Source organism: Companilactobacillus sp. HBUAS56275 (genome assembly GCF_036913655.1).
Lineage (GTDB): Bacteria > Bacillota > Bacilli > Lactobacillales > Lactobacillaceae > Companilactobacillus > Companilactobacillus pullicola.
Map to the genome: position 1 here is coordinate 474,187 of NZ_JAYKKK010000002.1, position 26,578 is coordinate 500,764.

Annotated in this window: 24 protein-coding genes, 1 tRNA gene and 1 other annotated feature; of the genes, 20 read left to right on the forward strand and 5 right to left on the reverse strand. The window is 36.2% G+C overall.

Going from position 1 to position 26,578, the window contains the following annotated elements; translation table 11 throughout:
- Nucleotides 1-41: 41 nt before the first annotated feature.
- Nucleotides 42-263: a binding site (T-box leader), on the reverse strand.
- 391 nt (nt 264-654) lie between these two features.
- Genes U8526_RS05820 through U8526_RS05835 form a run of 4 tightly spaced genes read left to right on the forward strand, consistent with a single transcriptional unit; the run spans nt 655 to nt 3,410 of the window.
- Entirely contained in the window at nt 655-969 is a 315-nt protein-coding gene (locus U8526_RS05820; protein WP_334341021.1) for a PadR family transcriptional regulator, read from the forward strand.
- On the forward strand, nt 962-1,624 hold the full coding sequence (locus U8526_RS05825) for a DUF1700 domain-containing protein (protein ID WP_334341023.1): 663 nt from the start codon (nt 962-964) through the stop codon (nt 1,622-1,624). Before U8526_RS05820 ends, U8526_RS05825 begins: the two co-directional genes overlap by 8 nt.
- On the forward strand, nt 1,617-2,549 hold the full coding sequence (locus U8526_RS05830; protein ID WP_334341025.1) for a hypothetical protein: 933 nt from the start codon (nt 1,617-1,619) through the stop codon (nt 2,547-2,549). Before U8526_RS05825 ends, U8526_RS05830 begins: the two co-directional genes overlap by 8 nt.
- A 57-nt stretch (nt 2,550-2,606) precedes the next feature.
- Nucleotides 2,607-3,410, forward strand: coding sequence for a DUF975 family protein (locus tag U8526_RS05835; RefSeq protein ID WP_334341027.1), 804 nt, complete (start codon nt 2,607-2,609; stop codon nt 3,408-3,410).
- A gap of 45 nt (nt 3,411-3,455) precedes the next feature.
- On the opposite strand, the gene U8526_RS05840 is transcribed toward U8526_RS05835, so the two are convergent.
- The gene (locus U8526_RS05840) at nt 3,456-4,106 is read right to left on the reverse strand and encodes a metal-dependent transcriptional regulator (protein WP_334341029.1); all 651 of its coding nucleotides are present in this window, start codon (nt 4,104-4,106) and stop codon (nt 3,456-3,458) included.
- Nucleotides 4,107-4,225: 119 nt separating this feature from the next.
- Between U8526_RS05840 and U8526_RS05845 the strand changes: the two genes are divergently transcribed.
- From U8526_RS05845 to U8526_RS05860, 4 genes are all read left to right on the forward strand, one after another.
- Nucleotides 4,226-4,747 (forward strand): HdeD family acid-resistance protein, encoded by a 522-nt coding sequence (locus tag U8526_RS05845; protein ID WP_334341030.1) that lies wholly within the window; start codon nt 4,226-4,228, stop codon nt 4,745-4,747.
- Between the two features lie 51 nt (nt 4,748-4,798).
- Nucleotides 4,799-4,872 (forward strand) — tRNA-Thr (locus U8526_RS05850).
- Nucleotides 4,873-5,770: 898 nt separating this feature from the next.
- Nucleotides 5,771-6,640 carry a DegV family protein gene (locus U8526_RS05855; protein ID WP_334341031.1) on the forward strand — a complete coding sequence of 290 codons (870 nt, stop codon included), beginning with the start codon at nt 5,771-5,773 and terminating at the stop codon, nt 6,638-6,640.
- 106 nt (nt 6,641-6,746) lie between these two features.
- Nucleotides 6,747-7,085, forward strand: a complete 339-nt coding sequence (locus tag U8526_RS05860) for a hypothetical protein (protein WP_334341032.1) — start codon at nt 6,747-6,749, stop codon at nt 7,083-7,085.
- Here the strand turns inward: U8526_RS05860 and U8526_RS05865 are convergent.
- The gene (locus U8526_RS05865) at nt 7,082-7,432 is read right to left on the reverse strand and encodes a winged helix-turn-helix transcriptional regulator (RefSeq protein ID WP_334341033.1); all 351 of its coding nucleotides are present in this window, start codon (nt 7,430-7,432) and stop codon (nt 7,082-7,084) included. The genes U8526_RS05860 and U8526_RS05865 overlap by 4 nt on opposite strands.
- A gap of 175 nt (nt 7,433-7,607) precedes the next feature.
- Between U8526_RS05865 and U8526_RS05870 the strand changes: the two genes are divergently transcribed.
- Together U8526_RS05870 and U8526_RS05875 are read left to right on the forward strand one after the other, a co-directional pair.
- Nucleotides 7,608-8,774, forward strand: coding sequence for an MFS transporter (locus U8526_RS05870; RefSeq protein ID WP_334341034.1), 1,167 nt, complete (start codon nt 7,608-7,610; stop codon nt 8,772-8,774).
- Nucleotides 8,775-8,907: 133 nt separating this feature from the next.
- Nucleotides 8,908-10,929 carry a collagen-binding domain-containing protein gene (locus tag U8526_RS05875; protein WP_334341035.1) on the forward strand — a complete coding sequence of 674 codons (2,022 nt, stop codon included), beginning with the start codon at nt 8,908-8,910 and terminating at the stop codon, nt 10,927-10,929.
- A gap of 125 nt (nt 10,930-11,054) precedes the next feature.
- Here U8526_RS05875 and U8526_RS05880 read toward each other — a convergent pair whose 3' ends face one another.
- A complete protein-coding gene (locus U8526_RS05880) occupies nt 11,055-12,161 on the reverse strand; it encodes an acyltransferase (protein ID WP_334341036.1) in 1,107 nt (368 codons plus the stop codon).
- Nucleotides 12,162-12,274: 113 nt separating this feature from the next.
- Here U8526_RS05880 and U8526_RS05885 point away from each other — a divergent pair, with 113 nt between their 5' ends.
- Complete coding sequence (locus U8526_RS05885; protein WP_334341037.1) at nt 12,275-12,940, forward strand: CPBP family glutamic-type intramembrane protease; 666 nt, start codon at nt 12,275-12,277, stop codon at nt 12,938-12,940.
- 209 nt (nt 12,941-13,149) lie between these two features.
- Here U8526_RS05885 and helD read toward each other — a convergent pair whose 3' ends face one another.
- Entirely contained in the window at nt 13,150-15,423 is a 2,274-nt protein-coding gene (gene helD / locus U8526_RS05890) for an RNA polymerase recycling motor HelD (RefSeq protein ID WP_334341038.1), read from the reverse strand.
- Between the two features lie 325 nt (nt 15,424-15,748).
- On the opposite strand from helD, the gene trpS reads away from it, so the two are divergent.
- The 8 genes from trpS (at nt 15,749) to U8526_RS05930 (ending at nt 24,706) form a co-directional block, all read left to right on the forward strand.
- The gene (trpS, locus tag U8526_RS05895; protein ID WP_334341039.1) at nt 15,749-16,765 is read left to right on the forward strand and encodes a tryptophan--tRNA ligase; all 1,017 of its coding nucleotides are present in this window, start codon (nt 15,749-15,751) and stop codon (nt 16,763-16,765) included.
- A gap of 130 nt (nt 16,766-16,895) precedes the next feature.
- Nucleotides 16,896-17,333: a MarR family winged helix-turn-helix transcriptional regulator gene (locus tag U8526_RS05900; protein WP_334341040.1), complete on the forward strand. Its 438-nt coding sequence runs from the start codon at nt 16,896-16,898 to the stop codon at nt 17,331-17,333.
- Nucleotides 17,334-17,357: 24 nt separating this feature from the next.
- Complete coding sequence (locus U8526_RS05905; protein ID WP_334341041.1) at nt 17,358-18,863, forward strand: MDR family MFS transporter; 1,506 nt, start codon at nt 17,358-17,360, stop codon at nt 18,861-18,863.
- A complete protein-coding gene (locus tag U8526_RS05910; protein ID WP_334341042.1) occupies nt 18,863-19,588 on the forward strand; it encodes a DUF4811 domain-containing protein in 726 nt (241 codons plus the stop codon). Before U8526_RS05905 ends, U8526_RS05910 begins: the two co-directional genes overlap by 1 nt.
- Nucleotides 19,589-20,168: 580 nt before the next feature.
- Nucleotides 20,169-21,407: a C40 family peptidase gene (locus U8526_RS05915; protein ID WP_334341043.1), complete on the forward strand. Its 1,239-nt coding sequence runs from the start codon at nt 20,169-20,171 to the stop codon at nt 21,405-21,407.
- 895 nt (nt 21,408-22,302) lie between these two features.
- Entirely contained in the window at nt 22,303-22,950 is a 648-nt protein-coding gene (locus U8526_RS05920) for an ABC transporter ATP-binding protein (RefSeq protein WP_334341044.1), read from the forward strand.
- On the forward strand, nt 22,943-23,716 hold the full coding sequence (locus U8526_RS05925) for an ABC transporter permease (protein WP_334341046.1): 774 nt from the start codon (nt 22,943-22,945) through the stop codon (nt 23,714-23,716). Before U8526_RS05920 ends, U8526_RS05925 begins: the two co-directional genes overlap by 8 nt.
- Before the next feature lie 72 nt (nt 23,717-23,788).
- Nucleotides 23,789-24,706, forward strand: a complete 918-nt coding sequence (locus U8526_RS05930; protein WP_334341047.1) for a Ppx/GppA phosphatase family protein — start codon at nt 23,789-23,791, stop codon at nt 24,704-24,706.
- Between the two features lie 4 nt (nt 24,707-24,710).
- On the opposite strand, the gene U8526_RS05935 is transcribed toward U8526_RS05930, so the two are convergent.
- Nucleotides 24,711-25,217, reverse strand: coding sequence for a YbhB/YbcL family Raf kinase inhibitor-like protein (locus U8526_RS05935; protein WP_334341048.1), 507 nt, complete (start codon nt 25,215-25,217; stop codon nt 24,711-24,713).
- A gap of 31 nt (nt 25,218-25,248) precedes the next feature.
- Between U8526_RS05935 and U8526_RS05940 the strand changes: the two genes are divergently transcribed.
- Nucleotides 25,249-26,205, forward strand: coding sequence for a hypothetical protein (locus U8526_RS05940; protein ID WP_334341050.1), 957 nt, complete (start codon nt 25,249-25,251; stop codon nt 26,203-26,205).
- The last annotated feature ends 373 nt before the right edge of the window (nt 26,206-26,578 follow it).

Consider the following 26,578-nt stretch of genomic DNA (forward strand, 5'->3'; position numbering starts at 1 on the left):
AGGGTTATCCCAAATAAAAAACCCTCTCGATCCAAAAGGACCAAGAGGGCGAATATTCGCGGTACCACCTCTGATTTCTAATATCTCACAATATTAGACTCATGAAGTTACAATAACTTCAGCTGTAACGGTGCTACCGAAATGACCTACTTGTTTCAGTCATTCAACTTACAGATGTGTTTCGCTGAGGATTAGGTTAACTTCACATCATCGTTAACTTTCTGGACTAATTAACTCAGTTACTCTTCTGTCGTCGTTTTTAGATTTGTTTTTAAAATGTTGCAATTATCGTACGACGTAGAAAAAAGATTGTCAAGTCTTTAATGTTGAATATTATTTTGTTAAACGTAAAGATGCCCGTCGGCAGTAGAAAATCTGTGGGCCACTGGAACGTGGTGGACACCACTTAGGGCCCACAGATTTTCTACTGTCGACTATATTCTGTTTCTATTTGGTTTTAGTCAGGAATACAGTGGTTGAAGATATTCTTGTTATAAGGAATGGAAGACTCACACTATTGGATTTGGTGCCGACAAGATCGTACATCAACTACTGAAAAGTTATTCTTCAAATTGACTTATACTATTTTTTATCATATATTATTAATTGAACGATATTATACGTCGTATAATATAACGGAAATGAGGAGATAATATGGCAATTCAAGTTTCAACTGAGATACTTGAGGGTTCTGTTTTAGCTCTGCTTACAAGTGAAGATTATTATGGGTATGCACTTACTAGGAAAATCCAGATGGTATTTCCTATTTCTGAATCAACTATGTATCCAATTTTACGTAGATTGAAAAAGGAAGGCTGGTTGAGTACCTACGATGAGGCTTACGAAGGTAGAAATCGTCGATACTATAAGATTACTGATTTGGGTAGAGAACAATTAGAACGTATTAGAAGTAATTGGCAAGAATTAAAGACAGCGACTGATACTATTTTGGAGGGGAATAATGAGTAGCAAAACAATCGATTCATACATTGATGAATTTAAAATATATCTGCATCAATTGAGTGAAGATGAACAACAAGATGTGATTGAATTCTATCGAGAATATATAATCGATGCAAAATTGAACACATCTGATGCGATAATCAATGAACTGGGGACACCAAAGAACTTGGCTCGTAAAGTATTAGCGGACTATTCGATTAAAATGTCTGAACAAAATTATCAGAATGTCGATAATGGACATATTTCGAATAATGATCGTTTTAAGAGAAATTTAACGATGATTGGTTTGGTCTTATTAGCACTGATGGCCTCTCCGATTGCTTTGCCAATTGCATTCATCGTAATTTTGATGTTGGCATTAGTGATTGGTTTAGGAGCGTTGTTTATTTTCCTATTCCTCTTTTTGGTCGCTGTTTCAGTGGTCTGTGGTATTGGGGCTATTTTCATAGGGTTCTCAGTTATTTTGCAATCATTTGCCACGACTATTTTTTATGTAGGTGCAGGATTGTTGATTTTAGGTGTCGACTTCTTCTTGATTCCTATCACAATTGCTTTATTCAAGTGGTTCTTTAGCGTAGTTGTCATTTTCTTCCGTTGGTTAGGTAAGAAGTTACTTCACGGTAGAAAGACTCCAATGAAGGGGGAAAAAGAGAATGCGTAAGTATTTTGTGACTGGATTTTACTTATTAATAATTGGTGGTCTACTGCTGCTGGGTGGCTTCATCATGGGTGGCAACAAGTCGGTAGTTTGGAATCATGGTTTTAAGGTCGTTGAAAAAATTGATGAGACTTATCCTTTAGATAATTTCAAGAATGTTTATATCGAAGGTAGAAACGCCAATGTCGTGATTCGTTTAGGTGACCGTTATAAGATTCGTATCGATGGCGAAAAGAGTTCAGTACCTAGTTATAAAATCAAAAATGATACTTTAACGGTTACAGGCCAAGAGAGAAAAGGTCATGTTGGAGTAGATATGTTGGATGAGAATAACGTAACGATAACGATCCCTATGAATAAGTCATTGGATAATGTTAACGTTCGCCTAGCGGATGGATACATTAGAATGAACGATGTAACGATAAATAACTTAGTTAAATCCGCTAAAGACTTGGATTATGACTCTAATGTTTACTTGAATGACGCAACGATAAATAATATTGAAAAAATGAATTTATACGATGCTACTTTAACAATGAAAAATAGTAAAATTTCTAACGCTAATCTGGTTGCGAGTGCTTATTCAGGAATTGAAGCTAATAATTCAACTATCTTGAAGTCTAGTTTTAATTTGGATGAATCTAAGATGAACATCAAACAATCTAATATAGATACTTTAAAATCACTAGCTAATCACAGTAAAATTAATATTTCCAAGACAACTTTGATGAATCATAACGAATTCAGAATGTTTGGTTCTGGTCATTTCGTTGGTTCCGCAATTAGTGTTGAGGGAATGGATCTAACTACTGAGAATGGTTATGTTCGATATTTTGATAAGAAGTCTGGCAACGCCTATCAAAATAAGGTTGATGCCAATAATTTGTTAATGGTCAAGACTACTAAGGCACCAATTACGATAAAGTAAATTAGTTTAGATAATATATCTTTGTTATAATGGCGTTATCTAATGTGAGGGATGTTAATGAATAACGCTAATTACAATCGAATATCTGCTTTTGAGGTCAGACGTGAAGCACATCGTGCTTTTAGGAAGGATATTAAGGGAAATGTGGCGCTTAATATCGTTCCGATTCTGTTGAGGTTTCTAGCAGTGTATTTTGGAATGAAAATTTATACAACTTGGATGGCTAATATAAATGTCAATTTAGCTGATCCAGAACAGGCTAGCCGTCGTCTGTCAGAGATTTCAATGAGTATGGCAAATGATCCGGGTTCAGCATCACAGTACATGTTGAGTTTAACTCCACAAAGTAACGTTGCAGTTTATGCTTTCTTTTTCTTTTTCGTGATGGTTTGTGCCGGTGTTTCTTATGCTTTGATCGATAAGTTAAGAAATCCTGATTATCAAATCAACGCTATCAAGGATAGTTTACAAGCTTTTAGTGGTAAATATTTCTTCCCACTGCTTTTCATAACGGCGTTATTAGGACTGTTCTTGGAAGCTGGCTTCATGCTTTATATTCTTCCGGGAATTTGGTTCTTAGTGATTTTCTCGCAGTCATTCTTGGTTTTCAAAGATGATCAAGCTGACCAAGGAAGATGGTCGTTACGCATGGCATTTGCCAGTTTCAGTTGCAGTACTATCGTGATGCGAGGCTACAAGTGGACTTACTTCTCAATTATTTTTGAATTTTTCTTCTGGGAAATTCTTAATGCGATGACACACGAACTGTTATCCGTTTGGTTACAACCATATGAACAGCTAGTTATGGCTGTTTTCTATAAAAAGATCGATGAGAATAATCGACTAACACAAAAGAAATAACAAAAAGCAGCTAATTCAATTGAATTAGCTGCTTTTTAGATTCTATTAACGTAATTCTACGAAAATGTAGTCGATGGCTTTAGCACCGATAGTCAATTTCGAGCCGTCTTCTTTTTCAACAACGAGTGAATTATCGAATTTTTCATGTTTAAGAACGGTAATTGTATCATCGATTTCAAGAGTTAAACTGCCGAAATACTGTAAAAAGTCATAATTATCAGAAACTCTGACAATTTGAACCTTAGTATTATCGGGAATCATGCTTAACAATTTATCGTCAGCATCAGTTTCACCTTGACCATTGCCAGGAATAATCCCACCATGTGGACAACGTTGGGGATGACCCAAGAAATCATTTAGGTGTTCGACCAAATCATCATCTGAAGAATGTTCCAATGCATCAGCGTTATGATGGACGTTATCAACAGGATACTTTAAACATTTGTTCAAAAATACTTCCCAGAGACGGTGCGTCTTAACTAACTTTTCGGAAACCTTATTTCCCTTAGGAGTTAAGACAATCTTATTGTAAGGGCTATGTGTTAAATAGCCTTCACTTGATAAAGCATTCAACATTTCGGTAACTGATGGAGCGGAGACGTTCATGATCTCAGAAATACGTTTATTCGTAATTTTAGTGAAATCATAATTTAATTCGTATATAGTTTTTAAATAATTTTCTTTGTTAGGTGACAATTTTTCAACCTTTCGTTTAGCCTAATAATTTTATTAGCCATTCTATTATAGCGCATATCATTCAACTTTGATAACTCTTAATGTTAAAATATTGTTGTTATTGGAAGGGAGGGACAAATATGAGTCAACCAAAGAAGCGTTTTGATTGGTTTGGTTTTATTATTGGCTTGCTTTCGTTGTATGCAGGCTATTTAGTAACATGGTATCCATTGAGAAGTTTATCAACCATTGCCGTATTATTCGGATTTTTCGCCATTTTACGTGGAGTCTATCAATTATGGTTCGGTTCACAAATGACTAAATATTTAGGTGTTAGAAGTGGATGGACGATTTTTGGAGCAATTGTTGATATTATTATCGGTATTATTTTTATTGCCCATGTTCAAGTTGGAGTCGTAGCAATTGTTTACATGTTTGCCATTTGGTTCTTGCTAGATGCAATTTTGCAAATAATGACATCACGTTTTTACCATTTCTTCGGTAGAAAATATTACATCTTTATTGTGATCTTAGCGTTCTTGAACCTATTGTTTGCGGTAATTCTATTGTTTAATCCAGTACTAGCTGGAGGATTTATCGTCTTCATGTTGGCATTCTTCTTCTTTGCCACAGGTATCGCAGAAATTATTGAAGCATTTTAGTTAAAAACATTTTCTACATGAGCTAAATTTGATAAAATGTAGGAGATGAATGCCGTCTTAGCTCAGATAGGTAGAGCATCACCATGGTAAGGTGGGGGTCGTCGGTTCAAATCCGATAGACGGCTTTTTAAGAACATCGATTAGTAAAATTTATAGCATCTAAATGTTGATATAACAACGTTTAGGTGCTTTTTATTTATTTGAAAGTATCAAAATATTTTGCATGAATTTTGCACGGAGGACAGTTTTGAAATGATTAGAAAAGATGTTGTGCAAACTAAATCGCTGTAACCCTTGGGAATTGCGGATTTTGCACGCACGGCTGTGGGGGTCAAAAAAATACCCACTTAATCAAAGAGGGTACGGGCCAATAATGATGAACTCTGTACAAAACTTTAGATTTCCGAATTCGATCTTTGTATAAAATCCAAGAATCTTCTACGGATGGATATATGATTACATTTCAATTCCTATTTACTATTTACCAGTTGCTATTTTAAAGGCAGACAAAAAATAGAACAGAACATTAGTCTGGAACAACAAGCCCAATTGGTCTCAGCCGTGAAATGTTACTTGGTGATTTATCGGTTCTTAAAAAGGTTTAGTTAAAACACATATTAATAAAATAGGTGTAATTCACTATCTTTCAATTTGTCTCAAATTAAACAAGCGAAGTACTCTTTAGTCCGGAGCAAAAATTGGGAATGCGTTCAGCTATGAAATTATTGTTATCGGCTTTGCCGATTACAATAAGGCCGACTTTTGAAATCCATTATTTTGCACGAAGTGTAAAATAATTAGTTCAAAATCGCGCCCATAGCGTTCCAACAGCATTCCCAATTTTTGTGGAGGACGGCAAATTTAAACTATCTCTCCATATAAAATAATTAGCGGAAAGAATCTAAATACAACATCTATACTATCTTTTACTGTTATTATGAATTCAGTAGATACAATGTATATTATTTTGATAAATGGTAATATTATAAAATGAATTTATAAGAACCTTTAGGGGGTCGTAAAATGTATCAAATTTTAACTGATTCAGAATGTGATTTGCCAGCAAAATTTTTAGAAGAAAACAATGTTAAGGCAATTTATTTTCACACAGAAATCGACGGGCAGGAACTCGTGAATGATTTCGGAAAGAGCTATCCATTAGATAAATTTTACGAACAGATCAAGGCGGGGACTTTACCATCTACAACTCAGGTTAACGTGGGTGAGTATTTGGAATTCTTTAAGAAATACGTTGAAAAGGGAACACCAATCGTCTATGTTGGATTTTCAGGCGGTTTAAGTGGTTCTATGTCCAGTGCTCGTCAAGCTAGGGAAATCCTATTGGAAGACTTCCCTGAAGCTGATATTCGTATTGTCGATACACTGGCTGCTAGTGGTGGTGAAGGTCGTTTGGTCCTCGAAGCCATCAGGTTACAAAAAAGTGGTGCCAGTTTAGATGATTTAGTTGCCTGGTTTGATCAAAATAAGCTTCGTCTACAACAATGGTTTACAGTAGATAACTTGTCGTATTTATATCACGGTGGTCGAATTTCTAGGGCTTCCGCAACATTAGGTACATTGTTGAAAGTAAAACCTCTGCTAGATGTTGATCCCAACGGAAAGTTACGTTTTGTCTCTAAGATCAGAACACGTAAGAGATCATTAATAACTTTGGCTGAGAAAGTAGTTGCGGCGATGGAAAATGATCCTAAGCAACCAATTATTATTACTACTAGTGGCGATTGGGATGCAGCGGAAACTGTTAAAAAGCATATTGCTGAAAAGATTTCCGACGCTGATATTCAGATTAATCCTATTGGCATGACGATTTCTAGTCATACCGGTTTCGGTTGTGTGGCCGTCTTTGTATTAGGGACAGAAGACAGAAAATAAGTACATTTATAAAAGTTCTAACTAAATAAAAGTATTGATAAAATCAGTTGCGCCATTTTTTTGAAATCGATAATGTTAAGTTATCAAAAACATTGGAGAAAAGCGCATGTCACTTTTATATACATTATTTCTGATTTTATATCCATTAGTATTGATTTGCTTAATTGATCGTCATTTTCACGTTATGGATATGAAGACACAGAAATTCGACTTAGATTTAAATCTGATCATCAGTAAAAGCTATGTTTATACAGTTGTTTATCTTGTCATTATTATTCCAATAATTTTTGTCTATTTCTATTTTTCCCTAGGCCTGATGAAGGATATGTGGAGTACAGTTTTGATCGTGTTAAAAGGAGTCGACGTGTTGTTGACAGGGTTGATTTTAATTTTCTGTGGTTCACAATTGTTGATCTTTAATCGAAGTATAAAAAAACTGATCTAGTCGGTTCTATCCAGAGCTTCCAAATATACTTGACCCCAGTTATCCATAGCTTTGATGATCGGCACCAGTGACTGTCCTAAGTCAGTTAAGTGGTAACTGGTTTTGATTGGGACAAATGATGTGTCGATTTCTTTTTTGATAATGTGATCATCTTCTAATTGAGCTAGTTGTAGGGATAACATACGTCTTGTACAACCGGGCAAAGTTTTGAGAATCTCACCGTAACGCATCTCTTTTTCCATCAAACGACAGAGAATAATAGATTTCCATTTACCATCAAGAATCTTGAGGGTACTGTCTAAAGGACAGCGCTCACCGTGTCTAGTGCTCATGTCAGCTGCAATCATAATGAACCTCCAGTGGTTGAATTCAGCTGAATTGTATCATCAGAAAAGATGAGAACCTAATAATTTGAAAGTGCAATATGGGAATTTTTTGATACCTAGTATCATTAAATTCTCGTATTGTGCTTTTTTATTTCTGGATTTATATTGTTATAAAATTTGGAAAGAAGTATTGATCATGAAGCAGAATAATACTTATAAAATTAAGGATATCTTGTTGGTGATTGGCTTATTCTTGGTGGTTTTTGTTATCGGTGCCGATTCGTTTATTATTTCGCCATTGTTACCAGCAATTGAGAAGGATTATGTAATTACAACCGCACAAGCAGCCTTATCGGTAACCATTTATGCCTTGTGTTACGCCGTTGGCAGTCCTTTCTTCGGACCTTTGGGAGATAGATTCAATAAAAGAAAACTTTTAATAGTGGGGTTGTTGGTATTTCTAGTAGGTAGTCTTGTCTGTGCCCAGGCTACTAACATCGTAGTATTTTATATCGGCAGAGCTGTAGCAGGAATTGGTGCCGCCGTGACAATGCCTAATATCTGGGCTACGGTCGGCGGCTATTTTACCGATAAAAAATTAAATACTGTAATGGGAATTACTATGTCAGCTTTATCTTTGTCAATTGCGGTTGGTGTGCCTATGGGAACTTTGTTATCACAATTATCTAATTGGCATATGGCCTTTTGGGGTTCAATCTTGTTAACTTTGTTAGCTTTTGTCGTTTTGTTATTAGTTGTTCCCAATTTAACGGGCAATCAGAAAGAACTAAAATATTTAGCTAGTTTTCAAACTTTGATCAAGTCGAAAAAAGCTCTATTGTCTCTATCAGTTAATCTAGTTTGGATGTTTGGATTTTATTTGATCTACACTTTTTTAGGAACATTCTTAAATCAGAATTTTCATTTCAATACTGCTCAAACCGGTAATATCTTTATTGCTTATGGTTTAAGTAATTTCATTGCCAGTTTTTGTGGTGGTCAGTTGCTATCTAAAATAGGAGCCATGAAGGATGTCATTCTCAATGGTTTCTTATCAATTATTTTCATTCTTGGCTTGGTGATTTCTCAAAACCATTTATGGGGAATAATAATTTTTCTTATATTATTGGCACTGGCACAAGGACTAGGTGTAACAGCCTTGACGACGTACATTGTTGGTGTTGTTCCAGACAAACGTTCAACGGTAATGTCATTTAACAGTTCATTTCTCTACTTAGGGCTGACATTTGGTTCATTAATTGGAGCAATTTTATATTCCAAAGTAGGTTTTACGGGATTAGGGATTATCTCTGCCATGGCGTTGGGAGTCGCAATTTATCAAACCATGAGACTAAAAAGGTAATAAATTCTCATTAAATAAATCGCTATTTGACAATAAAAAACAGTAGCGTAATAATCGATATAAATAAAATTATTACCAGGTTTATTAGATAATAATAATTATTCTAAATTCAATGAGGGAGATTTAGTTAATTATGTTAATGAGAAAAGGGAAAAAATGGGCTTTGTCGTGTGTGGCTATAAGTGCGGTAGTGCTAACAGGGATGAGTGCTACAACTGTCAATGCTGATGAAACTGACAGTGCAACGGCAACAACTCAAAGTACTGGTAATCAAGATCAAAACCAAGCAAATGATAATAATGCACAAGCTGATAAGGGAACAGCTACACAAGCTGCAGTGCAAAGTCAAAGTCAAAGTGCTACAAATGCAACACAAAATGTTTCTACTCAAGATTCAAATGCAAATCAAACACCAGTTGCTACTAGTGGAGTAGCTACACAAGCTGTTAATAATGATGTTCGAGATGGTGGACATGTTTCTGATGATTTCCCAGACGTTTCCAATAATATGCTAGGTTATGCGTCAAAATTCCATATCTTTGCTAATGAAGCTACTTTAAACACACATACCAATGGTAACGTCGCTGTTGGAACATTAAATGGTAAAGTTAATTTTGGTACTAGTGTACACGAAGGCTTAGTTAGCGAGGATATTTCATATATTCAAAATGTTAATGATTTAGCAAATAGTTCATTCGTTAGTAAAACCGATGGTAGGGTAAATAAGATTATATTTGGTGCTAATAACGATGTTAATGTCACTGACAGTACTCGTACTAACGTTAATGGAATAAATATTGATCATCTAACTAAGGATGAAACTTATCAGGACAAAAATGGAAATCAGTACATCAATTTTGAAGAATATTTTAAAGAATTAGAATCTCAATCAGTTAAGTTATCAGAAATGGATCCAGCCGTAAGCATTAAAAATAGTGATTTTCCAGATTTTAATACAAGGGTTATTAGTTTGGAAAAATATGAACCTGACGAGAATAATAGAATCGTTATCAATTTGGATCCCGATGTTTTGACATCAGGAACACCAATAATGATTGTTGGTTTGTCAGGCGATGCGGGTGGAACTAATGTTGTTATGAACGTTGATACCAAAGGACAAAATCCGTATACTGTTACTTCACAAGTGAAGTTATTCTTCAACGATGGAAAACATTATGATGATGATAATTATTATGGTGATGAACGCCCTAATAAGGAAACTGAATATTTTGACGATAATCATTTATTGTGGAATTTCTATGATAGTACAGCTGAAGATAAACAATTTGCGGGTGATTTGAATATTGACCGTCCTTTCCAAGGGAGCGTATTGGCACCAAAAGCCAACACAACCGTTAATGCTAACTTAGATGGTAATATTGTTTCGGATAAGGTCACAATTAAGGCCGAATCGCATAGATGGGATCTTCAAGATCATTCAGAAATTGAAACCGAATATGAAAGACCTATGATTCTTCCTGGTTTGGTAGATTCTCTTCCTGGTGAAGATGATAATGATGGTTCAAATATCGATAAACCTGATGAAGAGGAAGAAATGGAGATCGATGAGGACGGTAATTGGACTGAGAAACCTGATGAAAACAATAACAATGAGGGTAATGAAGGAAACACAACAGATCCCGAAAATCCAGAAGAGCCAAATGGTGGTAATGAAGGAAATACTACGGATCCCGAAAACCCAGAAGAACCAAATGAAGGTAATGAAGGAAACACTGTAGATCCTGAAGAACCTAATGAAAATAACAACGAAGATAACGACGATAAGGAACCTGACACTGACAAGCCTGGTGAAGAGGATAACGGTGGCAACACGACATCCCCAGAAACTCCAGATACTGACAAAGAAGAAGATTCTGATTCTGAAGAAGCAACAACTGATGAAGATAACAATCAAAATCTAATCACTAATGGTGGTTCTGAGAGCAATCAATCTGAAAACAATGCTGAAGAAGGTTTACTACCAAATACTGAAGGCAACAAGGGTGAATCAGAAACACCTGCTGCTGGTACAACTGACGAAGCTGGAACATTGCCACAGACTGGTGAGGCAACAAGCATCTTTGCAACAATTGCAGGAGTTATTTTAATTATTTTTGGTTCTTTCTTAAAGACGACCAAGACTAAAAAAGATTAGTGCATAATAACTATGTTTATCTATGATATTGCAGCATAAATGCGGAACAAAAGTACATCATCTTCCGCTTAATTCAAATAAGGACGGTAACTCAAAATAGAGTTATCGTCCTTATTTTTTGAATATTAATACTCGGAAGCTGAACGTGTTTTGTTCCGCTCTTTTTTTGACCTTGTGTGACCGATGAGTAAATAGTTAATACCAGGAATGAAACTAATCAGCCAAATAATTACAGTGGTGATGATAATCACAACAATGTAACGTAAGAAAGTTGCAGGGATGCCACGGAGATCAATATTTTTGAAAAACCATGGTTCAACGAAAAAGATAACTAAATAATGTAATAAATAAATTCCAAAGACTAGTGGTGACAAAGCTTCGAAAAATCTAATTGTTCCTCTTGAGCGGATGCTGCTGCCCCACTTTTGCAAGAGAATGAAGGCAGCAATCGACATGATAGGGATGAATAAAGATGTCACATAGTAACTATTGTTAGTGTCAAAGGTTTTAGGCACAGATTCAGAAAAGAAATTACCGAAAGTTCCAATTCCGATGAACAAAGTCAGAAGAGCAAAACTACTGATATTTCTAAAATCCATTTGGCTCAACAGATATCCCAAAATGAAGTAACCAGTAAAACCACCAATCAGTAAAAAGTTAGAAACTGGTGAAAGCTGAAAAACATGTTTCATATCTTTAGACATCATGACGTTGACAGATGGTATCAATGAACAAGTCACCAACCAAACACTGGTAACGTAGAATAACATTTTGAGATTAGCATTATCGACAAAGGTTTTAATGATTGGAGCCAAAATATAAATTCCAATCAAAGGGTACATAAACCAGAGGACTGGTATAGTTGGTTTGCCAAGAATAAATTTCAGTCTTCCCCAGACATCCTTAGTCGACAACAAATTGGAAGTTAAATTAATAACTGTGGGTAAAATAATTGACCAAAGGATAAATGGAATAACAACTCGAGGTATTCTTTTTTGCCAAGTGTACTTTAACGATAAAGTCTTTTGACTGTTGAGAATTAAAGTGCCAGAAATCATGAAAAAAATAGGGACACTGATATGGGCAAAATAATTAAGCATTTTAACGATTTGCCAATCAGTTGTTCCAATATGTTTAGTAGTGTCAATCGTTGATACATGGATGAAAATAACTAAAAGAATGGCGATGACACGAATAAAATCTAAATAAAAAATCCGTTGCTTTTTATTCATGAGCAAAACTCCCCTAGGTAACTCTCTTCATAATAATGTAAAACGCCCCTAAAATGAAGTATTACCGTATGATATAATGGCAAAGTAAAATTATTGATTGGAAGATATTAATTATGCGTGTAGGAGAATCCCCAAGTACAGATTTTGTCAGATATATAATTTGGATAGTATTTTCTGTTGTTACCTTAATGTTTAAAAACGCAGCCGCAACCCAAAAGGGATTGAATATACCGATTACGGTAATATTCTTCCTAATTGGACTTTTTACTTTGTTTTTAATGATTAGAAAATATGTCCGTGAAGAGAATTCATTTTCAGATACAGCAGAGGGCTTTGCCTATTCACTAGTTTCAAACATTGGTTTAGTTAGTTTGATGATCGTGATGGTTTGCTTGTTAAGAATCATGGTTAGTTATTTACAAGTAACCGGAAAATTACCAAGTTTCCAAAACGATGATATAGCTAGTTCTGATCAAAAAGTATTTGTGTTCAATATGATTGCTAACGTCTTTATTGTTGCAATTCAACAACAGTTAGTACAAACAGGCTTTTTCTTTAATTATTTCTTCAGAGAAAGCTCAGCATATAGCGCCGTAATGGGAATTATTTTTAGTGGAATTATAGCCGGATTAATTAGTTTACCAGGGTCAATCTTACAATTCTTAATGATGATGGCTCTAGGTTGGTGTTACGCTTTGACATACCTGTATACCAAAGATGAAAAAATGGCAATATTCGTTGCCATGGTAAGTGCCGCAGTCGGTACGATAATAATATAGAGAGAGCGAAGCAGGGGCGGTTAGCTCCCGAGGATCAAGTCAACTATCTCAGTCGACAGCGAAGCGTCGGCAGAGATAGTTGACTTGACCGGAAGGAGTTGCCCCTGCGTAGCTCGTTTCCACTATTCAGCAAAGAACAATGGTTAATAAAATAAGAACGAAAAAAAGTCGACCAACAATAAATTGGCCGACTTTTTGTTAGGAAAAATTTAGTTAACAGAAATCAATTTTTGAGGTTCCTTTTGTAACAAAGGAGAAACCTCACTGTCAACGCAAAGCGTCAAACTATGCATAGCACGAGTACAGATAGTATATAGAACATCGGTACTACGAAGATCCGGATAATTTTTAGCAGAGATATCATGACCAATAACAGCGTCGAATTCCAATCCCTTAGCTAAATAAATCGGTAAAATCAGAATTCCCTTAGGAATAGAACGGAAGTCAGCATCTACCAGTGTGACGATTGATTCATCACTAAAGTGAGTATAGATTTGTTCCGCTTGAGCCTGATTACGGGCCAAGATAGCGACTGTATCATATTTTTTATTCAAATCTTTAGCAGTTTCTTTCAAACCTTGATAGTAGTTATCATCCTTGAAAACTTTAATAATTGGATCTTCACCTTGACGGGAGAAAGCTTTGACCTCATCGCCATTAGGCAATAATTTTTTAGCAAAATTAGTGATCTCAGCAGTTGAGCGATAACTCTGATTCAAAGTAATAGTAGTAATACGTTTCTTTTTAAACAATTCGTTAACTTCAGTAACTAAATCATTTTTACGATAAGAACTAGTTAAAACATCCTGTGAACGATCGCCTAACAGAGTCATCTTCGCATTAGGGAAAGCGTGGGAAATATATTTTAGCTGGGCCATCGTGTAATCCTGAACTTCATCAATGAAAATATGTTGGATAGCGTGATTGACACCACCATCAGTAACGAAGTCACGTAGATAAAGGACGGCAACAGAGTCACTCAAATTCAATTTATGAGTTTCAATTTGATGGTCGATAGATTCGATCATAGTCTGCCAAATGCTATCGGAAACGAGTGTTTGTTGCATCTGATTTAACAAGAAAAGATACTCTTTATATGGGTTGAAGAAATAGTTGTTGATCAAAGCGTTATAAATCGGTGCATAGCGTTCACGTAGGAATTCTTCGGCAATGATTTCACGCTGGTTGGAAGACTCTTCTATGTTGTGATCGGTAATGATCTGTTGGAAATCTTCATCAGATAAGTTGTCGATTTCATCTTGAACCCAATCCTCGTTACGGTCCTCATGAATTCGTCTTTGTAGACGTTTGATTAAAGCATTTTTAGTTTGTAGGAAACGGTCAGGAATATGATAGGCCGGATTAGTAGCTTGATAAATTTCAGCAATCTCATCACCTGTGAAAAATGGCTTACCTTCAAAAATAATATCTTCGAAATATGGTGTGTGCTCGGGATGGTCGTTTTCAAGTTGTCCCAAATGTTCTAAGAAATCGCCGCTTTCTTTGTATAAACGCATCTTAATAGTTGCTTCTGGCAGATTGCGTTCATCTTTTTCGTAACGTTCGAAGAGTGTTTCTACTTGAACGCCACTTAAACGTAGAGAAATGAATTCATTAAGGGTAACTTGGCGCATATTTCTTTCACCTAAACTAGGTAGAACTTCAGAAATATAATTACTAAATAATTTATTAGGTGAGAATAAAACAATATTGTCGGCATTCATTGTTGAACGGCTGTGATAAAGCAAGTAAGCTACACGTTGCAAAATAGCAGATGTCTTACCAGATCCAGCGACACCTTGAACTAAGAGAACATCAGAACGGACGTCACGGATAATGACATTTTGTTCATGTTGAATGGTTGCGACGATACTTTTGAGATATTCATCACTGTATTCACTCAAGACAGATTGTAAAATTTCATCACCGACAGTTTCGTTGGTATCGAACATATTACGAATCTTATTGTGGACAATTTGGAATTGACGTTTCTTTTTCAATTCAACTTCAGCGGTCCCGTTAGGAGTAGGGTAGGTAACATTTCCTAAAGTCCCGTTGTAGTAAATACCAGAAACAGGAGCTCGCCAATCGTAAATTAAGAATTCTCCGTCATCATCTTGAAGCGTTGAAGTACCGATGTAGAGGGTATCTTCTTCACCATCTTCGACAATATCGATACGGCCAAAGTAAGGGGAGCCTTGGAGATTTTGTAATTTGAGTCTATTAGAATTTAAGATGTTTTCATTTTCAACAGCCAAAGCAACCAATTGTTTCTGTTGTTGAACAGAAGCGTTAGTTTCCATTTGGTCATCGACTTCAGTCGTATTAACTTTGGTATTTTCACCGTAGTTTCGTTCGATACGACTAGTTTCTTTATGTGCCTGTTCAATACTGGCATCGACACGTTCAATTCGTTGGTCGATTTTTTCAGCGACTTGATTGACACGTGTTTGTTCTTCGTCTTTAGATTGATTAATCGTCATTAAAATCCCTCTCGTTGACAATTTGTCGTTTTTTAATTATGCTAATAGCAATTAGAGTACATTAAAGCATAAGCATTTTTGAGTACTAATTCAAGTAGTTGAATCTAGAGAATAACTTCACGGCTGAAAAAGTTATCAACCTTGTTTTAGGAAATGGGTATGGTTAGTTACCTTATAACTTCAAGTGGTAGAATAATATTCTACAAAACAGGTGGCACCACGTTAAAGCGTCCTATTATTTTGATATAATAGGACGCTTTTTTTATGGAGAGTCATTATACCACCTCAGAAATGTTTTTGCATTAATGAAGCCAGGAGGAGAAGTATGAAAACAAATACTATTTTGACAGGGGATCGTCCCACAGGAAAATTACATATTGGACATTATTTAGGTTCATTGAAGAATCGTGTTAAGTTACAAAATGAAGGCAAGTACAAGATGTTCATCATGATTGCTGACATGCAAGCTTTTACTGATAACGCTAGAAATCCTGAAAAAGTTCGTAATAGTTTGATTCAAGTAGCTCTAGATTACCTTTCTGTAGGAATTGATCCAGCTAAGACTAACATCTTAGTTCAATCACAAATCCCTGCATTGAATGAATTGACAATGTACTATCTTGATCTTGTTTCCGTATCTCGTTTGGAAAGAAACCCAACAGTTAAGACAGAAATTAAGCAAAAGAGTTTCGGCCAAAGTATTCCTGCTGGATTCTTAACTTATCCAGTTAGTCAAACAGCTGATATCACAGCTTTTAAGGCCGACACAGTACCAGTTGGTGACGATCAAGAACCAATGATGGAACAAGCTCGTGAAATCGTTCGTACATTCAATAATACTTACAATGTGGATACATTGGTTGAGCCAGAAGGCTACTTCCCACCTAAGGGTCAAGGTAGATTACCTGGTATTGATGGTAACGCTAAGATGAGTAAATCACTTGGTAACTGCATTTATCTATCAGATCCAGCTGATGAAGTAACTAAGAAAGTTATGTCAATGTACACTGACCCAGATCACGTTCACGTTGAAGATCCAGGTAAAATTGAAGGTAATACAGTCTTCACATACTTAGACGCCTTTGGTACAGATAAAGAAAAGATTGCTGAATTAAAGGAACAATATCAAGCTGGTGGTTTAGGTGATGTTAAGGTTAAACGTTATTTGAACGATGTTTTACAAGAAATCCTAGAACCAATCCGTAATCGTCGTGCTGAATATGAAAAAGATATCCCTGGCGTTTACGATATTCTTAAAAAAGGTAGCGACAACGCTAACATCGTTGCTAACCAAACTTTATCAGAAGTTAGAAAAGCAATTGGTGTTAACTATTTCGATTAATTTCTGAAAAATAAAAACGTTTTTACAGAAAAATGCTATGCTTAACTCTTGATTTTATCAAGAGTCGGGTGTAGCATATTTTTTGTTCTAAAAAAATTAAAGTTTTTTTTGAGAAAAATGAGGTGATTTTATGGATGACTATAATTTGATTGGTTTTGTGATGCGATACACCATGGTCAGAAAACGAATTGCAGCCAGCTATTTGAAGAAAGAAGATTTAAATGCTTTTGAGAGTATCTTGCTAGCCATTGTCTATAAAAGACGTGAATGTACCCAAGATAAAATCGGTGAGATCACCTTATTTGACGGAGCTAGTATTGCTCGTTCTCTAAAAAAACTTGAGGATCGCGGATTTGTATCCCGGCAAGCTGATCCTAATAATCGTCGTAAGAAGATTGTTAGTATTACTGATGCAGGCTCAGAACTTTATGGTAAAGTTCGCAAAGCTTTCAGCGAGAGTAATGAAACAATCTTTAAAGGCATAACTTCTGAGGAACAAACAGAATTAGAGAATATTTTGATGAAGGTTTATAAGAATCTCGATAGTGTCAAAATACCATCTAAATAAAAAAGAGAAGAGGAATTTGTTATTATGGCGAATAATGATAAAGCAATTGTGGATGCACATGGGAAGCCCTTCAACCGTAACCTTTTGGTTTTAGTGCTTCTTGTTGGTACATTCTGTACGGTTTTAAACGGTACAATTTTGACCACCGCCTTTCCAACCTTGATGAAGGAATTTAGTGTTACTACTTCCGACGTTCAATGGTTAACAACTGGATTTTTGATGGTTAACGGAATTATGATTCCTGTTACTGCTTGGTTAAGTAACAATTTCAGTACAAAAATTTTGTATATTATCGCAATGTCGACTTTCTTAGTCGGTACAATTATGTGTTTTACAGCACCAAACTTCGGTACTATTTTGGCTGGACGTTTGATTCAGGCTGTCGGTGTTGGTATCACAATGCCACTTATGCAAGTGGTTATGTTATCAATTTTCCCAGCTAATCAACGTGGTGCTGCCATGGGTCTGGGTGGTTTAGTTATCGGACTTGCCCCAGCTATTGGACCTACACTTTCAGGTTTTATTATCGATAACTCTTCATGGAGACAACTTTTCGGAATGATCATTCCTATTGTCATCATCGTTTTGATTTTGGCATTCTTCTTCATGCGTCCAGTTATCAAGACACGTCGTACTAAATTAGACGTGCTTTCATTAATCGAATCAACACTTGGTTTTGGTGCCATTCTTTATGGCTTCTCGTCTGTTGGTGATGATGGTTGGGGTTCAATGAAAGTTATTGGCTCAATCGTTGTCGGTGTTATTTTCATTCTATTATTTGGTTATCGCCAATTACATATGGATACACCATTCTTGGAATTACGTGTTTTCACAGAAAAGAAATTCGCAATTGCGGCCGCTTTGTCATCAGTTACTAACATGGCCATGGTCGGAGTTGAAATGGTACTTCCATTGTATCTACAGATCGTCAAAGGCATGTCGGCATTCCATTCTGGATTAACATTATTACCAGGTGCTTTGATGATTGGTGTTATGAGTCCAATTACTGGTAATGCATTTGATAAGTATGGACCTAAGGATTTGGCACGTATGGGAATGTTCTTGTTAACAGCTGGTACAATTCCTTTCTTATTCTTAACAAAGAGTACGCCAGTTCTAGATATCGTTGTTCTATACATGATTCGTATGTTTGGTATTTCAATGGTCCTAATGCCTGTTACAACTGATGGTATGAACGCTTTACCATTCAACCTAATGAGTCATGGTACAGCCGTTAATAATACTGTTAGACAAGTTTTCAGTTCTATGGGTACAGCCATCTTAGTCAGTGTCTTGACTAACGTTACAAATAATTTGAAACCTGGAAAATCAATTCTTAAAGCCACACCATTGGCTTATCAAGATAAATTTTTCAATGCAACATTGAGTGGTTATCATGCAGCCTTTGGTGTTGCCATCGTCTTCTGTCTAATCGGTTTCTTGATTACATTTATGGTCAGAAACAGTGCTAAATCAAAGACAATTGATACTGATCAATTGAAGAAAACAGAATTGGCAGGTGAAAAATAATGATTCTAATTACAATTTTAATCTGCGCAGGACTAGCTTATTTCTTCGCTGTCTTTTTAAAGAATAAGAAAGTTGGATATGGATTATCATTCACATTCATCGCTCTATTCATTATCAGTTTGATACTATTGATTTCCAATGAGTATGGACATTTTGGAATGAAGCAAGTAACTAATGAAAAGACATATCAAATTCAATCAGTTCAAAAAGGATCTAATTTACTTTTAGAAAAGAAGTTAGGTACTAGTGGCAAAGAGAACGTGTACGTTTACCGCACACCAGAAACAGCTAAAGCTAAGAAACCACAAACAACCAAAGTGGATGTTAACGTTAAAAATGTAGTCAAGACTGGAAATTATTCAGCCGCCACATTAACTAAGAAAACAACACGTTGGGAATATAAGAACAATTTCTATTCATTCCTATTTGGAATTTCGGATAATAATAAAGAATTTGTTAAACAAACAAATACCTTCAAAGTTGGAAATGATTGGTTAGTATTGACAACAACACAGGCCAGCCAACTTCAAAAGAAAATGAAGAGTAAGACTTTCAAAGCACAGATGAAACAAGAAGGAGAGGCTTACGTAAAAGCTGCCGTAACCAAGGCAATGCAAGCAAATCCAACAATGACATCAGCTGAACAAAAGAAAGTCATGCAACAAGCTCAAAAAGAGTTCAAAGCAGAAGCACAAGCTAAGTTAATACAGGAAATCAAGAAATAAGAGAGCGAAGCAGGGGCGGTCAGCTCCCGAGGATTAAGACTACTTATCTCAGTCGGCAGCGAAGCGCCGGCAGAGATAAGTTGACTTAACCGGAAGGAGTTGCCCCTGAGTAGCTCATTTCAAATAAGAGAGCGAAGCAGGCCTGGGAATTTCTGAGGATTTGCCTAAGACCTGGAATTATCCGCCGAACTTGCGGATAATTTCAGATCTGTAGCAAACCACAGGAAATTGGCCTGCGTAGCTCGTTTCCACTATTCTGCATAGAACCATGGTTATCTAGAATAGAAACCAAGTTCATTAAACTAAAGAAACGAAAAAACAAAAAAGCGAGTAACTCACCCCTGGAAGTTACCCGCTATTTTTGTGTCCAAAATACAGACAAAAAAGCATGAAATCACTGCTCTACCTATACCGGAGACGAAACGTCTATCAAATCCGCGCCTAAATATTTAAGTAATATTAAATATGATGTTAAATTTATTACGAAAAAAATTATAGCTTTATAAATTAATAAATCCCAATTGGTTAATTAACGCCGGCAGTTAACCAGTCGTTATTTATAAGGAAGAGGTACAGACAAATGAGTAAAAGACTGAAAATTGCTTTTGTTTGTGGTTTAGCTTTATTGATGATGTCTCCACAAAGCGTTAAAGCCGATACAACCAATGCATCAAAAATTAATTCTCAAGCTATCGTTAATACTAAGACCGTTACTAATTTGTATACGAAAGATGGTCAACTGATTCAAAATAGGAAGTTGGGAGCCAACTCTTCTTGGATGACGGATCAGGTGTTGACATATCAAGGTCAAACTTATTATCGAGTAGCAACCAACGAATATTTGAGATCTAAAGATGTAGTAGTAAATTACGGATATGCAAAATCTGGAACAGTTGTGATTAAGAGTTGGGGTGGAGCTAGTTTTTCCCATAACGGAACTGGTTTTGAACGTAACGGTCAAGCTAATTTTGCTGCTGGTTCACTTTGGAAATACAATCGTATCGATAAAAGTAATGGATTGATTTATTACCAGATTGGTAATAACACGTGGGTCAATAGTGACGATGCCACTACAGCAACAATTTATCAAAATCCAAGTGGTTGGTTGCAGATTCAAAACACGCAGATTAAACCCGTAGGAACTGTAGGTTATGATCTTTATAACGGTGTCGAAGGTATCAAAGTTTGGATGGTTAGAAGATATTTTGGCTACTCCAATGTTCATACAATTTATGATAGTTCCGTTGCAGCCAGTGTCAGAAGTTTTCAAGCACGCAGAGGACTGTCGGCTACTGGAGCTGTTAACCTAGCTACATGGAAGAGTATGGGCTTCTCTGAAGCTTCTTGGTACAATATTGATTCCTATGTAGCACCATTGCAAACTAATCAAACCAGTACTAGATCTGAACACGTCGAAGCCATGATCAATGAAGCATACAAGTATTTAGGTCAGCCATGGATCTCGGGTGCTGCTAGTTCACCACAATATGGATTGGATTGTTCAGGGTTGGTAACACAAGCAATGTACGCTTCCGGAATCAATCCAACCCCAGTGTCAGCTATTCAACACGCTCAACCGGGTAATGAGTGGAATAGTCGCATGCTTTGGAGTGATGGTCGTATACCAAATGTTAGTTTTAATGATCGTCAAAGAGGAGATTTGATTTTCTATACAGATCCCTCAACTGGTCTGATTTGGCACGTAGGAATTTTATTGAACCGGGATACAATGATCGAATCATGGCCAGGTTCCGTACAAGTACACTCGATTTATTCGGGACGCGGGAACATCGCCGGTGTCAAACGTGTATTTGCTTAATTAAGATTATCAACTGGGATAGAATATGTTCAATTTTGAATCGTAGCAAATGTCAACTGATGTAGTGGAAGTATGCCCGTCGGTAGTAGAAAACCTGTGGGCCGCTGGAACGTGGTGGACACGGCTTGAGGCTAATAATTTTTCACTGCGTGAAAAATCATGGATCTCCAAGTTCGGTCTTGTACTAACCTTGCTTTGCAAGCTAAGAAATCTCACCACTGAGGGCCCACAGATTTTCTACTACCGACTATAATCCGGATTCTATGTATTATTTGTTAGGATTATAGTGTTAGAGTAGTTGTTAGTTTCATGTAGTCAGATAAAAAATAATAGATTTAGTACAAGAAAATAAAGACACTTATTTAGAACTCAAAATACGTAATTTTACGTATTTTGTAGGCTTCTAGATGAGTGTTGTTTTTGTCTTGAAGACTTAAGAATGGGAAATAATCCGGAGTAACAAGGGAATTGGTTCAGCAACGAAATTTACCTCAGTGATAATTGGTTCTTAAAAGGTTTGATTAAAATAGTTATAATTAACTATCTTTCATTTTTCTCGAACTAAACAATCGAAGTACTCTTTAGTCCGGAGCAAAAATTGGGAATGCGTTCAGCTATGAGATTATTGTTATCGGCTTTGACGATTACAATAAGGCCGACTTTTGAAATCCATTATTTTGCACAAAGTGTAAAATAATTAGTTCAAAATCGCGCCCATAGCGTTCCAACAGCATTCCCAATTTTTGTGGAGGACGGAAATCTAAATCTATTTATCAAAAATCAATTTAAGAAAATAATCATATTGCCTATCACTTTATTTATAAGCCGATTATTATGTATTATAGATAAGCATGTTGATAATGGTTAATAAGTTTATAGAAGAGGTGAGATGACTGTGGAAAAGGTTTTTGATGTACAGGATTTATCGTATCAGGTCGGGGATAAAGAGATTTTAAAGCATATCAGCGTTGGAGTTGAGAAGGGAAAGTATATTACCGTAGTAGGACCATCAGGAAGTGGTAAGAGTACTTTCATGCGGATTTTGGCTTCGATGATCAGCCCCACTTCGGGGAAAGTATTGTTTGAAGGCAAATCAATCGATTCCTATGAGCCAACAAAATACCGTCAAAGAGTTTCTTATGCGTTTCAACAGCCAACTTTATTTGGCAAAAGTGTCCGAGACAATTTGACTTTTCCATTCGAAGTTCGTAATGAAACTTTTGATGAAGAAAAGGTTAAAGAGTATTTGAAGATGGTCAATTTGGATGAAAGTTATCTAGATAAAAGCGTTAATGACGTTTCTGGTGGGGAGAAGCAGCGAATAGCCTTGTTGCGCAATCTAATTTTTCCACCGGAAGTGTTGATAACTGATGAAGTTACTGCCGGTTTGGATGTGGAAAATAAAAATATCGTTCATTCAATGTTAAGTGAATTCAATCAACGTGGTTTAACAATTTTGCGTGTCACACATGATGAGTCAGAGATTGAAGCTTCGCAGGACAAGATAACGATCAAAGATGGGGAGGTAGTGGACAATGGCTAATTTAACAGTTTCTAATTCAACCTTAATGTTGGGCTTCGTATTAGTCCTTGTAGCCTTAATAATTGGTTATATTGAAAAGTTACATATTGATAAAGATATTATAATCGGTGTTATCCGAGCAATTGTTCAGCTGTCAATTGTTGGTTATATTTTGAAATTCGTTATCAAAGCCAACGATATCTGGTTGACCTTAGCTTGTTTTGTGATCATTGTAATCAACGCTTCGTATAACGCCGGCAAGCGTGGCAACGGAATCCCCAAAGCCTTTCAATCATCACTCTTAGCAATTTCTGTAGGGACGATCGTTACTTTGGGAACCTTGGTTTTGACTGGTTCAATCAAGTTTATTCCTGAACAGATCGTGCCCGTTACCGGAATGATTGCTAGTAATGTCATGGTCGCAATCGGACTTTGTTATCGTAATATGATGCAGACATTTACCGACCGTCATCAACAAATCTTGGAGAAATTGGCTTTAGGTGCAGATATTAAACTGGCTTCACTCGATATTTTGCGAGATAGCATCAAGAGTGGTATGCAACCCACGATCGATTCAATTAAGACGTTAGGGTTGGTCAGTTTGCCTGGAATGATGTCCGGTTTGATCTTTGCCGGAGTTGATCCTGTTAAAGCAATTAAATACCAGATCATGGTTACCTTTATGCTGTTGGCATCCACTAGTATTGGTTCGATTATTTCGTGTTATTTAGGTTATCGTCAGTTCTTTAATGAAAGAAAACAATTAAAGAATGAACTAATTTCTTAACTTTGTGAAAAATAGGTCTACTATATAGGCCTATTTTTTTATATAATTGATACAATGGGATGTGATGTAAATTTGAAGTTAGCAGTTATTGAAATTGGATCTAACTCCATTAGAACATCGGTGTATCGATCTTCAAAAAAGAATCGCTTTAAAACTTTGGATCGTTGGCGTGAGCCAGTTCGACTAGGTAAATCGATTGCTCAAAGTCGTTTATTAACTAATGATCAAATTGAAGAGACCATTGATGTTTTAAAGAAATTTCAAACTCGAATTGAAAGGTATCAAGTAGATCGAACTAGTTTAATCGCCACTGCAGCGGTTAGGATGGCTAAGAATCAGGAACAATTGATTTTTGCTGTACTTAAAGAAACTGGTCTGCAATTAGAAATCATTAATGAGCAAGAAGAGGCTTATTATGATTACGTGGCTGTACGCAGCACTATGCGAATCAAGGATGCATTAATTGTTGATGTCGGTGGTGGTAGCAGTGAAATCAGTTTGGCTAAAAAAGGTCGCTTAAAACACGGTCTCAGTATTCCAATCGGTGCTATTTCAATTTCGGATTTGTATTTAGCAAGTGATCCAATAAAAAGTGAACAACTACAAGCGGCAAGAAAAGATATCAGTGAACGTTTAGATCGACTTAATTGGATGGAAGCCAAAGCTACTTTTGTCGGTTTAGGTGGCACGTTAAGAGCCGTAACTAGTATTTTGAACCGTGACAACAGAAGAAAGAAGACACTTCACAATTCTGTCATTACGGTTGATCAGATTGATGACCTATTTAATCAGTTGATCCATGCTTCCTTAGAAGAAAGAAGCCAGATCAAAGAATTAAGCGATGGTAGGTATGAAGTTATATTAGGTGGAATCCTAATAATTTCTGAGATAATAAAAAAGACCCCCTCTACCGAGATTCGTTTTTCCAATTTCGGAGTTAGAGAAGGCTATGTTTTTAATTATTTCCACAAGATGCATTTAAAAGAGTAAACAATTATGCGCGACTTGGGATGGTTATTTGGGCACTGTCCAAAATATGGCCATCCATTTGGTGCAATAATTCGTTCATCCAAAAACCATTTTCCAAGTTAAGATTATCATCTAGAGCAAACACCTTGAGAATGTAATCATGGGTTTGATCTGGTGGATAAGGTCCATTGTAACCAGTGGCCAAATCTTTGGGGCCATCAAGTAATGGACTGGCTGAACTGTTCTTTCCTTGAACAATCGGACGCTTAGCAAGACGACTGAAGTTTTCAGGAATTTCTAGCTGAGAACTAGGTATATTTGCCATTGTCCAATGAATCCATTCAAATCCGCAAACAGGGATTGAATCAGGATCAGTAAAAGTCAAAGCAATAGTTTTTGTATCTGCCGGTAGATTGGATAATTGAATTGGGAAACTAATTAGAGGTTTCCCATTTTTTATATCCTCAGGAGCAGCATATTTGCCGTATTTGTCAGGCAAGAGGTTATTCGGTAAAGATACATTGACATCCATAAAAAAATCTCCTTTAAGATGAGGTGTAGTAATGAAACAAATAGAAAAAAGTAATCTATCTACTAATATTGTAGAGCAGGTTCAAAAAATTGAACAAGAATATAATAAGAAAATCGAAATTTACTCCGATTATTCAGCACATGACTATTTGACGTTAGATCAAGCTAGTCACGAGATTAAAGGCGACGTAGTTAAAGTTATTATTACTAATGAAAAGTACAGTGAATTTGTCTTAGCACATGAGCTTTATCATATTGCGTTAGAGCTATCTGACGAACCAAGTATCTCTTGTGCAGTGACATCAGGTAAACCAGATTATGATGGACGAATTTTAGCCATTGCCAATTCAGTCTTTGAAACACTAGAACATATCTCCGTTTTGAAATCACAAAAAGCTGATGGTACTTATACAGATGAAATTAAAGAAGAATACCTCAAAGGTATTGAAGTAGCACTTAATCCCAAAGTTTCATTAGACCTAGCTAACATGCGCTTTTACCGTACTCTAATCATATTTGATGGTATTATCTTTGGTGAACATGCCCAAGATGATAAGTGGAAAGATGAATTTCCCACCTCATTTAAGTATGCCGATAAATTGGTTAAAATCGCTGAAGCACATGACTTATCGGACGCCTTCCATTTCAGACGTGCCTTGGTCAATGCATTAGATGCTTATAATGAAATCATTTTATCAAACGGCTACGAAGGCTTGGGTTATCATGAATTCTTGAACATCACACCAGTATTGTCAGAGCGCCAATTACGTTTGTCATTGAATCAAGTTTACCAAGTAAAACACTCAGCCTTTAAGAATCGTGCTACAGGTAAAGATGCTTTTGTACTGTTAGGTATCAATGATGGTCAAAGTGTGACAACCTTAGACATCGATCCTGCTAAAGTGACACCAGAGTTTTATAAAGCATTCTATCAATATAAGATTATTGATGTTTTTGAGAAGGAAGAAGTTAAGTACTTAACAAGATAAGGTGTTCTGGCTTAAATTAACAGATGTGAATTAAGGATGCCCGTCGGTAGTAGAAAATTTGTGGGCCACTGGAACGTGGTGGACACGACTTGAAGCTAATAATTTTGTACTTCGTACAAAATCATGGATCTCTAAGTTCGGTCTTCTACTAACCTTGCTGCGCAAGCTAAGTAGAATTTCACCACTGAGGGCCCACAGATTTTCTACTACCGACTATATTTCTGGTTCTATTATTATTTACTAAAATTGCGGTATCTATTAAGTACATAAGTCTGTTTAAAATTTTACTTGGGGATTGATTTGTTGGTTCTTAAAAAAATCGGTTAAAAGTAATTTTTAAAATAGAAAAGATACCGGATTAATAATTTATCCC